Raw genomic sequence first — 12458 nt, 5'->3', positions numbered from 1 at the left:
CGGCATCGACGACGGCTCCGGTGATTTCGCCGGAGCCGTTTCCGTTTTGGCGACCGGTCGACCTTGACTAGGTTGACGCGCGCCTCCACTTGACGAGTTGGGATGCCCGGCGCAGTGTCGGGTTGAACGCACAACCGACCGAGGGACCCCTCTTTCATGGCCAAGAACTCCCCCCTTCCTGCTGCGCTGGACGCTTTGCCGGTATTGCCGTTGCGCGATGTCGTGGTCTATCCGCATATGGTGATTCCGCTGTTTGTCGGTCGCGACAAGTCCATGCGTGCGCTGGAACGCGCCATGGAGGGCGAGCGGCAGATCCTGCTGGTTGCGCAGAAGAGCCCGGACATCGACGATCCGGAGATTGCCGACCTGCACCAGATCGGCACGCTGGCTGGCGTGTTGCAGCTGTTGAAACTGCCCGATGGCACGGTCAAGGTGCTGGTGGAGGGCCAGTCGCGCGTCTCGGTCGAGGATTTCAGGGAGGAAGGCGGCATGCTGACCGCGCGCTCGCGCGTGATCGAGCCGGTCTACAACGCCAAGGAGCGTGAGCTCGACGTGGTTTCGCGCACGCTCATTTCGCTGTTCGAGCAACTGGTCAAGCAAAGCCGCAAATTGCCGCCGGAAGTGCTCGCCAGCCTGTCCGGTGTAGACGACCCCTCGCGCGTCGCCGATTCCATCGCCGCGCACCTTTCCGTGCGCATGGCGGACAAGCAGAAGGTGCTGGAGACCGCCGATGTCGGCCAGCGCCTCGAGCTGCTGATTGGCCTGGTTGATGGCGAGATGGACCTGCAGCAGGTGGAAAAGCGCATCCGCGGACGGGTCAAGTCGCAGATGGAGAAGAGCCAGCGCGAGTACTACCTCAACGAACAGATGAAGGCGATCCAGAAGGAACTGGGCGACAACGAAGAGGGCCCGAACGAAACCGAGGAACTGCAGAAGAAGATCGAGGGCTCGGGCATGCCCAAGCCGGTACTGACCAAGGCGCGGCAGGAGTTCAACAAGCTCAAGCAGATGTCGCCGATGTCCGCCGAGGCGACCGTGGTGCGCAACTATCTCGACTGGCTGGTCGGCGTGCCCTGGAAGAAACGCAGCAAGGTGCGCAAGGACCTGCAGCTGGCCCAGGAAGTGCTGGATGCCGACCATTTCGGGCTGGAGAAGGTGAAGGAGCGGATCCTCGAATACCTCGCCGTGCAGCAGCGCGTCTCCGTGATGAAGGGGCCGATCCTGTGCCTGGTCGGGCCGCCGGGCGTGGGCAAGACCTCGCTGGGCCAGTCGATTGCCAAGGCGACCAACCGGAAGTTCGTCCGGATGAGCCTGGGCGGCGTCCGTGACGAGGCCGAGATCCGCGGCCATCGGCGCACCTATATCGGCTCCATGCCCGGTCGCATCGTGCAGAACATCAACAAGGTGGGCGCGAAGAATCCGTTGTTCGTTCTCGATGAAATCGACAAGATGTCGATGGATTTCCGCGGCGACCCGTCGTCGGCGCTGCTTGAGGTGCTTGATCCCGAACAGAATCACGCATTCAACGATCACTATCTCGAGGTCGACCTCGATCTATCCGAGGTGATGTGGATCGCCACGGCCAACTCGCTGAACATTCCCGGTCCGTTGCTGGACCGCATGGAGGTCATCCGCATCCCCGGTTACACCGAGGACGAGAAGCTCGGCATCGCGCAGAAATATCTGCTGGCCAAGCAACTCAAGGCGAATGGCCTGAAGGTGGAGGAACTCAGTGTCACCGAGGAGGCATTGCGCGACATCGTGCGCTACTACACGCGCGAGTCCGGTGTGCGCAACCTGGAGCGGGAGATTTCCAAAATCTGCCGCAAGGTGGTCAAGGAGCTGACTCTGGGGCAGGTGAGGAAGGGCAGGAACAAGGTGCCGGCGAAGGCCGGAAAGGGCAAGGCGAAGTCCGCGCCAGACAAGGTCAGGGTGAACTCGGACAATCTCGATCACTACCTGGGCGTGCGGCGTTTCGATTTTGGTCGCAAGGAATTGCAGAACGAGGTGGGTCTGGTCACTGGTCTGGCCTGGACCCAGGTCGGCGGAGAGCTCCTGAGCATCGAAGCGTCAGTGGTGGCGGGCAAGGGCCGGCTGGTGCACACCGGCCAGCTTGGTGACGTCATGAAGGAATCCATCCAGGCCGCGTTGTCGGTGGTGCGCGCACGTGCCGACCAGCTCGGCATCGATCCCGAATTCCACCAGAAGCTCGATGTGCACATCCACGTGCCGGAAGGTGCCACGCCGAAGGATGGTCCCAGCGCGGGCATTGCGATGTGCACCGCGCTGGTGTCGGTGTTGACCAAGGTACCGGTACGCTCCGAAGTGGCAATGACCGGCGAGATCACGCTGCGCGGCCGGGTGCTGCCGATCGGCGGGCTGAAGGAGAAGCTGCTCGCGGCGCATCGTGGCGGGATCACCACGGTGATCATTCCGGAGGACAACAAGAAAGACCTCGCCGACATGCCTGCCAACATCACCTCGTCCATGCAGATTCATCCGGTGCGCTGGATTGATGAGGTGCTGGACATCGCGCTGGAGCGACCGTTGCTGCCGAACGCGGCGAAGAACGAGACTCCTGCAGCGATTTCCGAAGACTCGACGGAAGCGCCTTCGCTGACCCACTAGACAGGCGCGATCCGCACTGTCGGTGCCTGACCGCCAACGACGCCACGCACAAGCGTGGCGTCGTTGGTTGCACGTTATCGTCGGGCTGATTGTGCCTGGTCGTTCGACACTTGTTTTGCGAACGGATCGGCAAGTGCCGGATCTTGCGGAAACGTTGCTGTGACTTGTGTTGCGCCTTCCGGCAACGCACTGGTATAAAGGCGCTACCGCAGTCCCGGCGTTGCATCCCAGCGCAGCGTTGCGGGTTGCGTGATGGCATCCTGCGAGCCAACCATCCATGTCGACGCTGTCCCGTCTTCCGGCTGACCGCGTCGACGAAATCCGAACGAGGGAGTTTTCTCAATGAATAAAACCGATCTGATCAATGCCATTGCCGAGAAGGCCGAGCTGACCAAGGCTGACGCTGGCCGTGCTCTGGAAGCTTTTTTCGAGACCGTGCAGAAGTCGTTGAAGAGCGGTGAGGATGTCTCGGTTGTCGGCTTCGGCACGTTCACCGTGCGCAAGCGCGCTGCCCGTACCGGTCGCAACCCGCGCACCAACGAAGCGATCAAGATCAAGGCCTCGAAAGTGCCTGCTTTCAAGGCTGGCAAGACTTTGAAGGATGCCCTAAACTAAGCGGCTGACGCTTGGTTTCGGGTGCTTAGCTCAGCGGTAGAGCGTCGCCCTTACAAGGCGGTGGTCGTAGGTTCGATCCCTACAGCACCCACCAGATAGTGCGGAGTGGTAGTTCAGTTGGTTAGAATGCTGGCCTGTCACGCCGGAGGTCGCGGGTTCGAGTCCCGTCCACTCCGCCACAGTTCGCAAGGGCGCCCGTGTGGCGCCCTTGTCATTTGAGCGGTTCGCGTGCGTCCGGGATGGCTATTGCTGGACGGTGTGAGTCGGTTTGCTGACTTGAGCCATTCGCGCGCCATGCGCTTTCACCATCTTGCGGGAAGATTTCGATGCTGCAGGCAATGCGTAACAAGATGCATGGATGGCCGTCCATCATCCTTCTCGGGGTTTGCGTTTTCGCGATGTCGCTGTTTGGCATGGAGAGCTACTTCATGTCCCACGACGATGCCTACATTGCCAAGGTCGGCAAGCACGAGATCGATCAGCGTGCGTTCCAGGATCGGGTGAACCAGGTGCGGCAGCAGCAGGTCGCCGAGCAGGGCGAGCAGTTCGATTCCAGCGCATTCGAGAAGACCGAAACCAAGCTGCGTATTCTTGATGGCATGGTCGACGAACAAGTGCTGCGGCAGGCGAACGCGGATTGGGGCCTGCGGGTTTCCGATCTGGCGATGCGCAATTACATCGCGTCAATTCCCGCGTTCCAGGTCAACGGCCAGTTCGATGGAACCAGCTATCGCGCCTGGCTGACCAGTCAGTACAAGACCGCGGGCACGTTCGAAAACGAAGTCCGTTCGTCGCTGGCGATCCAGTTGCTGCCCTCGGCGATCACCGCCAGCACCATCGTCAGCGATGCCAGGCTCGACCAGTTCCTGAAGCTGCAAGCTCAGCGTCGCGACCTGCGCTACTTCGTGCTGCAGCAGCCGACGCTTCAGAACAGCGTGGTGAGCGACGCCGAGATCGAAGCCTGGTACAAGGCGCACCAGGCCGACTACATGAAGCCCGAAATGGTTTCGGTGAAATACATCGAAGTGGTCGGCGCGGACCTGCCCCTGGTGGCGCAGCCGAGCGACGATGATTTGCGCAAGCGCTATGCGAGCGAGAAACAGCGGTTCGTGCAGCCGGAACAGCGGCTTGTTTCGCACATCCTGATCAACGTTCCCGCCAACGCCACGCCGGAACAGCAGAAGGCCGCGCTGGCGAAGGCCGACAAGATCGCCGCTGAGGCCAGTCCCGCCGATTTTGCCAAGCTGGCCCAGCAGGATTCGCAGGATCTGGGTTCGCGCCGCCTGGGCGGTGATCTGGGCTGGCTGGAGAAGGGCGTCACCAACGAGGCTTTCGATTCGGCCCTGTTCGCGTTGAAGAAGGGCGAGATTTCCAAGCCGGTGCTGTCGACCGATGGTTACCACATCATCTGGTTGCGCGATATTCGCAGCGGCGAGTCCAAGCCGTTCGAGGAAGTGCGTGATCAGCTGGCCAAGGAAGCTACCGCGGCCGATCGCGACCGCAACTACAACGATGTCGCGGGCAAGATGTCCGACAACACCTATCAGAACCCCAGCTCGCTTGAGCCTGCTTCGGTGGCGTTGAAGCTGCCGATCAAGACCACTGGGCTGTTCTCGCGCCAGGGTGGTGAGGGTGTGGCAGCCAATCCCAAGCTTGTTGCCGCGGCTTTCAGTGACGACGTGCTGGTTCAGGGCAACAATTCCGCACTGATCGATCTGGGCAACAACCATTCGGTGGTGATTCACCTCGACCAGCACATCCCGGCCGCTGCCAAGCCGCTGGCCGAGGTGCGCGCCGACGTGAAGCAGAAGATCCTCGACCAGCGCATGGCCGTCGTCGAGAAGAAGCAGGCCGACGATGCCCTGGCGCGTCTGCGCAAGGGTGAATCGATGGACGAGGTGGCCAAGTCGCTGGGCGTCACGGTCACCACGGTGAGCGAGGCGGTCCGTCACGCCCAGGTACCGGCACCGTTGCTGACCCAGGCGTTCCTGCTGCCGCACCCGGTGGGCAACAAGCCGCAGTTTGCCGCGGTGGACATGTTGAACGGTGGTTACGCCTTGCTGGCGGTCGACAAGGTGCAGGAAGGCGATCTTTCCAAGCTGTTGCCGGAGCAGCGCGAAGCATTGCGCCAGCAGATGGCGCAGGCCTATGGCTACGAGGCGACTCGCGAGCTGATCGACCATCTGAAGTCCAAGGTCGAGATCAAGATCAACAAGCAACGCTTGTAGACATCGGCTGGTTCATGTCGCCGATTGAAAAGAAGGACGGCCGAGGCCGTCCTTCCTTTTCGTGATGAGGGATGGACGCTTCCGGACCGTCCTCGATCGCCAGTCACGAGGCTGGACACTCGCCACTTCCCGCGGTCAGTCGGGCGCGCTGATCAGCAAGACCTGGCCAAGCTTCAGCGGGTGTCCGCCCAGGTGATTCCAGCGCTTGAGCTGATCCACCTTGATCGAATGCGTGCGGGCAATCTGCCACAGGCTGTCGCCAGGTTTGACGACATGGGTCTTGCGTGAAACTCGTCGAGCCGAAGTATCGGCGGTTGACGGGTTCGTCGTGACAGCCGCCTGCAGCAAGTCGCCACTGTCACTGGCCACTCCCGGTCGGGCCTGGTTGAACTGACGTGCGTGCCCGGCCGGCATCATCAGGTAGGAAGCGGCTGCCGTGTCGATCACCTCGCCACCAAAGGCACCGTTCAATCGCCTCAAGGCATCAACGTTCATGCCGGCACGATCGGCCGCCTGCCTCATCGACATCGAATGGGGGACGTCGGTCTGGACCAGATGCTGCTCCCCGGGCAGGGATGGGAGATTGACGCTGAAGCGCGCCGGCTCGCGTACCACGCAGGCGATCGCCAGCAACTTGGTGAGGTGCTCGCGAGTCACCTTGCGCACGGGCAGCTCCGGTATGGCCGGTTGCCGAGGCGGCATGCCGTGTTTGGCGATGATCCGACGGACGGCGAACTCTCCGGCGTTGTAGGCGTAATCAGTGACGCGCCAGTCGCCGAACTGCTTGTGATACTGCTCCAGCAATTTCATGACGGCATTGGCCGAGGCCGGCACGTCGAGGCGGCCGTCATAGTGACGATCCACGCGCAGTCCGAGCGCTCCGGCGGTGACGGGCATGAGTTGCCACATGCCGGCAGGGCGGTGCTTGCGCGCCGCAATCGGGCGGAAGTGGCTCTCCACCCAGGGCAGCAGCACGAATTCTCCGGCCACGTCGTAGCTCTCAGCCACTTTCTGCACATAGACCAAACGCGGCAACACCGCCTGCAACTGGCTCTCGAACTGCTGCGGATGGCGGGTAAAGCGGCCGGCCCACTTCAGTACAGCCGGGTCGGCGTCGCAGCCTGGCATCGCAAAGCTTGCTCGCAGCCGCGTCCACACATCGGTCTGGGCCGCTTGTGCAGGGGCTTCGATGTCCGGCAGCGGGGCTTCCAGGGTGGGAACTGGCGCAGGGGGAGGCGTTCCGGCGGATCGAGAGGGTCGCTGCGCAGGCACGCTGGCGCATGCCGCCAACAGCGCAGACAGGACGGCCGGGAGGAGTCTGCTTGTCGGTCTCATCCGCGGAAATCATCCTTGGCGCGGCGCAGGGTGGCAAAGCGTTCGACGCGATCTTCGGCGCAGCCTTGTTGCCGCGCCCAGGCGACGACGCCGGCAGTGTCGATCCGCAGGAAGGGATTGCAGGCCAGTTCGCTGCGAAGCTGCACCGGCAGGCTTGGCTGGAGTTCTTCGCGCAAGCTGGTCACTTCCCGCATTCGCTTCGCCAGGTCGGCATTGGCGGGTTCGACCGTCAGCGCGAATCGTGCGTTTGCAGCGGTGTACTCGTGTCCGGCGCATACCAGCGTGTCGGCAGGCAATTGACGCAGACGATCCAGTGAAGCAAGCATCTGCGCGGGTGTGCCTTCGAACAGCCGGCCGCAGCCGAGACTGAACAGGGTGTCGCCGCAAAACAGCAGTCCGCTGCCCACGAAGGCGATGTGGCTGAGGGTGTGGCCAGGCACGGCGAGGACGTCGAAACCAATGGCCGGCGCGGTCAATGTGATTCGATCGCCGTGGCGTACCTGCTCGACGGGTGGCTCGATGTCCGGATGGGCCGGCCCGTAGACCGCCACGTGGTGGCGTTCCCGCAAGGCGGGCATGCCGCCGACGTGATCGGGGTGATGATGCGTCAGCAGGATGGCGCGCAAGCGCAGGCCGAGCGTCGCCAGGGCGTGCTCCACCACGCCGGCATCGCCCGGGTCGACCACCAGGGCATTGCCGTCGTCGTCATGCAACAGCCAGATGTAGTTGTCGGCCAGGGCCGGTAACGGAAGAAGATGCACGATGGGATCCGCTGCGTTGTGAAAGCCCCGCGGACACGGAAGCTTGCTGTGGAACAACAGACGCAGCCATCCCGGGCGCGCATGAGGCGGTCGACTATAACCGGCGGTGCGCCGGGCTCGTTAGAAGGACGTTAATGGCTGGAGCCACCATTCAGCTGTGTGCGGCAGTTCCGTCTGGATGGCGATCTGCGGAGCCATCGCATCAACCGTTACACTGTGCGGAGCGATCGAGGCCGGACCGGTTTTCATGCAACAACCCGACGACGAGGTCTACTCCAGTGCGCCCATGCTTCGCCTGCTGGACGAACAAATCCGGCTGCTGAAACCCGGCCTGCAGCGCTGTGTCGGCACGCATGGACTGTTGCTGGATGCCTCCTGCCAGCGCGCCGCTCCGGGGTTGCCGATGCTGGGTTGCTGGACTTCGCTGGCTCTGCGCAGCGATGGCTACCGGGGCGATCTGCTGGGCCTGGCGGACGAACCGCTGCCCTTTGTCGACGACGCGTTCGAACTGGTGCTGGTACGCCATGCGCTGGAGTTGGCCCCGCAGCCCGTAGCCTTGCTCGATGAAATCGTTCGCGTGCTGGCGCCCGGCGGTACCCTGGCACTGACCGGCATCCATCCAGTGGGGGGCTGGTCGGCATGGTTGCACTGGCACGCGCGCGGCAGAACGCCGGCGCTGCAGATGCCCTGGCGATTGCGACGTCAGCTGCAACGAGCCGGACTGATGGTGGAGCAGGTCCAGCGCTTCAGCAGCGTGTGGCCCGGTGCGGGAGCCGCACGGGAAAATCCTGCCAGCCTGCTGGGTGGCGGCTACCTGCTGGTGGCACGCAAGCGCCAGCGACCGGTGACCCTGCTGCGATCACGCCCGCCGCAGATGCGCGTGACGGCAGGCGGCCACCTGTCCCCGACGGCGCGCCGCGGTGCGTCGCTTTGATTTTTCCAAGGACCTGCAAAAGACGATGAGTGAAGTGGAAGCGTTTACCGATGGTGCATGCCTGGGCAATCCCGGGCCCGGTGGCTGGGCTGCGCTGTTGCGTGCCCAGGGCAGCGAGCGGATGGTCGCCGGCGGCGACCCTGCCACGACCAACAACCGGATGGAATTGATGGCGGCGATCGGCGCACTGGAGACATTGAAACGACCCTGTCAGGTCGTTCTCACCACCGATTCGCGTTACGTCATGCAAGGCATCGAGCAATGGATGCCGAAATGGCGCGCCAATGGCTGGCGTACCGCGGACAGGAAGCCGGTAAAGAACCAGGACTTGTGGCAACGCCTGTCGGACGCCGTCGCCGGCCATCAGGTGCGCTGGAAGTGGGTCAGGGGGCACAACGGCCACGCCGAGAACGAGCGCGTCGATCAGGCTGCGCGCGAGCAGGCCGAAGCACTCCGGGGCGGGGCATGAGGCAGATCGTCCTCGACACCGAAACCACCGGCCTTGAGGTACGCCAGGGACACCGGCTGGTGGAAATTGCCTGTGTCGAAATGGTCGAGCGCAGACTCACCGGCCGGCACTACCAGACCTACCTCAACCCCGATCGGGCGATCGACGAGGGCGCCCGCCTGGTAACCGGCATCGAGGATGAATTCCTGCTCGACAAGCCGCGTTTTCCCGACGTGGTGGACGACTTCCTCGCTTTCATCGATGGGGCGGAACTGATCATCCACAACGCCAGCTTCGATATCGGCTTCCTCGACGCCGAGCTGGCTCGACTGGGTCAGCGTGCTGGCAGGATCGGCGACCGTTGCACCGTGCTCGATACCCTGGCGATGGCACGCGAGCGCTATCCCGGCCAGCGCAACAGCCTCGACGCGCTGTGCAAGCGCCTGGGCGTCGACAATTCGCGGCGGGACCTGCATGGCGGCCTGATCGACGCCCAGTTGCTGGCAGACGTCTATCTGGCGATGACATCCGGGCAGGTAGCCTTCGATCTGGGTTTCGAGGGCGCCGCCGAGCAGCATGACGTGATGATTGTGGCGCCGATGGTGTTGCATGCGCGCCCACGGGTTCTGCATGCATCCCGGGAAGAGCTGGCCTTGCACGAGCAGCGGCTGGATGCGCTGGACAAGAGTGCGGGTGGGGTGAGTGTCTGGCGGACGGTTTGACTGTTGATGACAGCGGCGGAGCAGTAGTTGCGTTGTTGGTGCTGGTGGGAAAAGCAAAGCGGCTGCGAAGGATGGAGTGCTGTGAGTTAAGGGTGGGATTGTTCGGCCATCCTTGGGCCGAACCCCTTCGCTTCGCTGCGGGGCCAGCCTGCGGATGTCCAAATTCGCTCCCGGCGAATTTGTCGACGATGAAGGCAGGATGCCGTAGTCGAACATCGGCGCAGCCGATGGCCCGCAGGGCGAGGCACAGGATGTGCCGAGTAACCCGGGCGGTTTCTCACCCAGCCGTCACCAACAGAAAAGCAAAACGCCCCACATGGGGGCGTTTTGCTTTTCTGGCGGAGAGGGTGGGATTCGAACCCACGGTTGGCTTTCACCAACGCCTGATTTCGAGTCAGGTACATTCGACCACTCTGCCACCTCTCCGGTGCATTGCATGGTGGCTCATGCGAGCCGGGAATCATACGCGAGCGAACTTGCCGTGACAACAACCCGGTCTTCCGGCATGCTGCCGCGGCCAGCTGCCATTGAGTACCCATGATCGAATTCGGACACGGAACGCACGTCGGCCTGCGTCGCACGCGCAATGAGGACACCTACTACGCCGATGCTTCGCTGGGCCTGTTCCTGGTGGCCGACGGCATGGGCGGGCACCAGCACGGTGAAGTCGCCTCGGCGCTGGTGCGTGACGAGGTCGTGCGCCTGGTCAGGGAGGGACACAGCCTGATGGAGGCGGTGCGCGGTGCTGCCGAACGCCTGCTCAGTCGTGCCCGCGACAGCTTCGACATCCTGCCGATGGGCACCACCATTGCGGCGCTGAAGGTGGAAGGCGACAGCCATGAGGTGGCCTGGGTGGGTGACAGCCGGGTCTATCAGTGGACCCAGGGGCTGCGCCAGGTCAGTCATGATCATTCCCTCGTTCAGGCGCTGGTCGAAGCAGGTCAGCTGGACCCCGCGCAGGCCGCCGAGCATCCGCAGCGCAATGTGCTGACCCAGGCCCTGGGTGTCACCGCCATCGAGCAACTGCATATCGGCATGGCGCGCGGTCGACTCGAGCCCGGCATGGGCTTCCTGCTGTGCAGCGATGGCTTGACCGAAGGCGTCGGCGACACCGCCATCGCGCGCAAGATGGCGCGCACCGATCTGGCTGCGCAGGAATGCGTCGACCAGTTGCTTCTGTGCGCGCTGGACAGTGGGGGCGATGACAACATCACGGTCTTGATCGTGCGTTCGCGTTGAGTCGGTCCGACTGTCGGGCTACGCCGCAATGAATGAGGGCCGCTTTCGCGGCCCTCATTCATTCAACTGCCACAACCTTGATCAGAAACGATACGTACCGGTGAGGCTGACCACGTCGCCGTGGTCCTTGAATTTGCCGTCCATGGTGCCGTAACCGAGAGCCGCCGGGTTGGTCAGCTTGACCCGGGCGTCGCTGACGAACTGATGCTGGTAGCCGAGGTCGACGGCCAACTTGTCGGTGGCCTGGTAGCCCAGACCGAAGCCCAACAGGCGACGGGAGCCGTCGGGGATGCGGGGATCGCGGCTGATGATGTTGGACGGGGTTTCGTCGTAACCCACGCCGGCACGCAGCGTCCACTGCGAGTCCAGCTTGTAGTCGCCGCCGATCGAGTAGACCCAGGCATCCTTGTACGCTTGCGGCAGACTGACGAGGGTGGCTCCATTCGAGGTCAGCGTGAGCTTCTTGAAGTTGGACCAGTCAGTCCACTTCACGCCCGCTGCGATACTGAGGTTGTCACTGAATGCGTGCAGCCAGTCCAGGCTGGCGAATGCCGGCATGTTGAATTCCGCGCTGGCCTTGTCACCATCAGGATTCAGCGTGGGAAGGCCCGCGTTCGGGAAAACCACCGGAGCGAGGGCGAGCAGGTTCTTGCTGGACTGGCTGCCGTACAAGGCATACCTGCCGCTGAGGGTCTGCTTGATTTCCGAGTGGTAGCTGAAGCCGATGCTGTCACGCGTCGTCGGCTTGAATTCGAAGCCGGCAAAGTAGCCGAACGCGAATTTCTTCTTCACGTCCACATTGAGCTGCAGGTCGCCGCTCTGCGGCGCGCCAAGAATCGGGGCGCCCAGCAAGCCGGCGGCCGAGCCATAGGGATCAAGCATGCTGTTGAGCTGTGCCTTGGTGCGCTGACCGACCAGCCCTGCGCCGATCGAGAACTGGTCGTTGACCTTGAAGCCGGCTGAGAGGCTCACCGCGATCGACTGCACGCTGGTCTTGCTGCCGAAGTAGCGTCCCTGCCAGGTCGGGTTGTATTTGCTGACCAGACCGTAAGGTACGGTGATGCTGGCGCCGAGCGCCAGGCGATCGTTGACCTTGGTGGCGAAGGCCATGTTCGGGAAGGGAATGAACTTGCCGAAACCGTCCGGATTGTCACCGGTGGTGGGGTGGCCCTGCTGGTCGCGGAACGACCCTTCGAACTTGGCGCTGGGGCGAATGCCGGTGCCGGTCAGCTGAACCAGCGTACCGTCGAAGAATGCCATCGCGGCCGGGTTGTTGTAGACCGCGGTCGGATCGTTGGCGAACAGCGAGCCGCCGGCGTTGGCGCGTGCCCAGCCCGCGGCGTTGTCGGTGGGAAGCTGGAAGGAACCTGCCTGTGCACCCAGCGGCATGGCGAGCGCGCCGGCGACGGCCAGGGCGAGGCTGGCCTTGGTGCCGCGACGGGAGAGAGTTTGCAAAGTTTGACGGTCCACGTGGGTTCTCCTGTGACAAAAGATCCGGGATGGGTTACATCCGCAGCGATGACTTTCTGGTTTTGTGCGGTAACGATT

10 protein-coding genes and 3 tRNA genes are annotated in these 12458 nt (G+C 63.1%); 9 read left to right on the top strand and 4 right to left on the bottom strand.

Translation table 11 applies throughout. The annotated features are described in order from the left end of the window. Positions 1–156 precede the first annotated feature (156 nt). The 5 genes from lon (at position 157) to ACQGNJ_RS10055 (ending at position 5471) form a co-directional block, all read left to right on the top strand. The gene (gene lon, locus ACQGNJ_RS10075; protein WP_426689111.1) at positions 157–2628 is read left to right on the top strand and encodes an endopeptidase La; all 2472 of its coding nucleotides are present in this window, start codon (positions 157–159) and stop codon (positions 2626–2628) included. A gap of 342 nt (positions 2629–2970) precedes the next feature. Continuing rightward, complete coding sequence (locus tag ACQGNJ_RS10070; protein ID WP_426689110.1) at positions 2971–3243, top strand: HU family DNA-binding protein; 273 nt, start codon at positions 2971–2973, stop codon at positions 3241–3243. 19 nt (positions 3244–3262) lie between these two features. Next, positions 3263–3337 (top strand) — tRNA-Val (locus tag ACQGNJ_RS10065). A gap of 8 nt (positions 3338–3345) precedes the next feature. Then, positions 3346–3422, top strand: a tRNA-Asp gene (locus ACQGNJ_RS10060). A gap of 147 nt (positions 3423–3569) precedes the next feature. Further along, positions 3570–5471 (top strand): SurA N-terminal domain-containing protein, encoded by a 1902-nt coding sequence (locus ACQGNJ_RS10055; protein WP_426689109.1) that lies wholly within the window; start codon positions 3570–3572, stop codon positions 5469–5471. Between the two features lie 135 nt (positions 5472–5606). On the opposite strand, the gene ACQGNJ_RS10050 is transcribed toward ACQGNJ_RS10055, so the two are convergent. After that, complete coding sequence (locus tag ACQGNJ_RS10050) at positions 5607–6599, bottom strand: transglycosylase SLT domain-containing protein (RefSeq protein WP_426689108.1); 993 nt, start codon at positions 6597–6599, stop codon at positions 5607–5609. A 203-nt stretch (positions 6600–6802) separates the two neighbouring features. Then, positions 6803–7567 (bottom strand): hydroxyacylglutathione hydrolase, encoded by a 765-nt coding sequence (gloB, locus tag ACQGNJ_RS10045; protein WP_426689107.1) that lies wholly within the window; start codon positions 7565–7567, stop codon positions 6803–6805. A 247-nt stretch (positions 7568–7814) separates the two neighbouring features. Between gloB and ACQGNJ_RS10040 the strand changes: the two genes are divergently transcribed. From ACQGNJ_RS10040 to dnaQ, 3 genes are read left to right on the top strand one after another with little or no spacing between them, the layout of a single operon-like run. Continuing rightward, positions 7815–8501 carry a class I SAM-dependent methyltransferase gene (locus ACQGNJ_RS10040; RefSeq protein ID WP_426689106.1) on the top strand — a complete coding sequence of 229 codons (687 nt, stop codon included), beginning with the start codon at positions 7815–7817 and terminating at the stop codon, positions 8499–8501. A gap of 25 nt (positions 8502–8526) precedes the next feature. Beyond that, positions 8527–8970, top strand: a complete 444-nt coding sequence (gene rnhA / locus ACQGNJ_RS10035; protein WP_426689105.1) for a ribonuclease HI — start codon at positions 8527–8529, stop codon at positions 8968–8970. Beyond that, positions 8967–9671: a DNA polymerase III subunit epsilon gene (dnaQ, locus tag ACQGNJ_RS10030; protein ID WP_426689104.1), complete on the top strand. Its 705-nt coding sequence runs from the start codon at positions 8967–8969 to the stop codon at positions 9669–9671. Before rnhA ends, dnaQ begins: the two co-directional genes overlap by 4 nt. Positions 9672–10007: 336 nt before the next feature. Here dnaQ and ACQGNJ_RS10025 read toward each other — a convergent pair. Next, positions 10008–10097 (bottom strand) — tRNA-Ser (locus ACQGNJ_RS10025). 111 nt (positions 10098–10208) lie between these two features. On the opposite strand from ACQGNJ_RS10025, the gene ACQGNJ_RS10020 reads away from it, so the two are divergent. Next, the gene (locus ACQGNJ_RS10020) at positions 10209–10910 is read left to right on the top strand and encodes a PP2C family protein-serine/threonine phosphatase (RefSeq protein WP_426689103.1); all 702 of its coding nucleotides are present in this window, start codon (positions 10209–10211) and stop codon (positions 10908–10910) included. An 81-nt stretch (positions 10911–10991) separates the two neighbouring features. Here ACQGNJ_RS10020 and ACQGNJ_RS10015 read toward each other — a convergent pair whose 3' ends face one another. Further along, the gene (locus tag ACQGNJ_RS10015; protein WP_426689102.1) at positions 10992–12380 is read right to left on the bottom strand and encodes an outer membrane protein transport protein; all 1389 of its coding nucleotides are present in this window, start codon (positions 12378–12380) and stop codon (positions 10992–10994) included. Positions 12381–12458: the final 78 nt, after the last annotated feature.

This window comes from Rhodanobacter ginsengiterrae (assembly GCF_050026815.1).
GTDB classification, from domain to species: domain Bacteria; phylum Pseudomonadota; class Gammaproteobacteria; order Xanthomonadales; family Rhodanobacteraceae; genus Rhodanobacter; species Rhodanobacter ginsengiterrae.
Note: the sequence above shows the minus strand (reverse complement) of the source record. Positions and strands in the feature narration are given on the sequence as shown.

Bases quoted from the DNA above. Each gene is read 5' to 3' on its own strand.
- ACQGNJ_RS10070 (WP_426689110.1), top strand. From the start codon at position 2,971: ATGAATAAAACCGATCTGATCAATGCCATTGCCGAGAAGGCCGAGCTG.
- dnaQ (WP_426689104.1), top strand. From the start codon at position 8,967: ATGAGGCAGATCGTCCTCGACACCGAAACCACCGGCCTTGAGGTACGC.
- ACQGNJ_RS10040 (WP_426689106.1), top strand. From the start codon at position 7,815: ATGCAACAACCCGACGACGAGGTCTACTCCAGTGCGCCCATGCTTCGC.
- ACQGNJ_RS10050 (WP_426689108.1), bottom strand. From the start codon at position 6,599: ATGCCAGGCTGCGACGCCGACCCGGCTGTACTGAAGTGGGCCGGCCGC.
- ACQGNJ_RS10055 (WP_426689109.1), top strand. From the start codon at position 3,570: ATGCTGCAGGCAATGCGTAACAAGATGCATGGATGGCCGTCCATCATC.
- lon (WP_426689111.1), top strand. From the start codon at position 157: ATGGCCAAGAACTCCCCCCTTCCTGCTGCGCTGGACGCTTTGCCGGTA.
- ACQGNJ_RS10020 (WP_426689103.1), top strand. From the start codon at position 10,209: ATGATCGAATTCGGACACGGAACGCACGTCGGCCTGCGTCGCACGCGC.
- rnhA (WP_426689105.1), top strand. From the start codon at position 8,527: ATGAGTGAAGTGGAAGCGTTTACCGATGGTGCATGCCTGGGCAATCCC.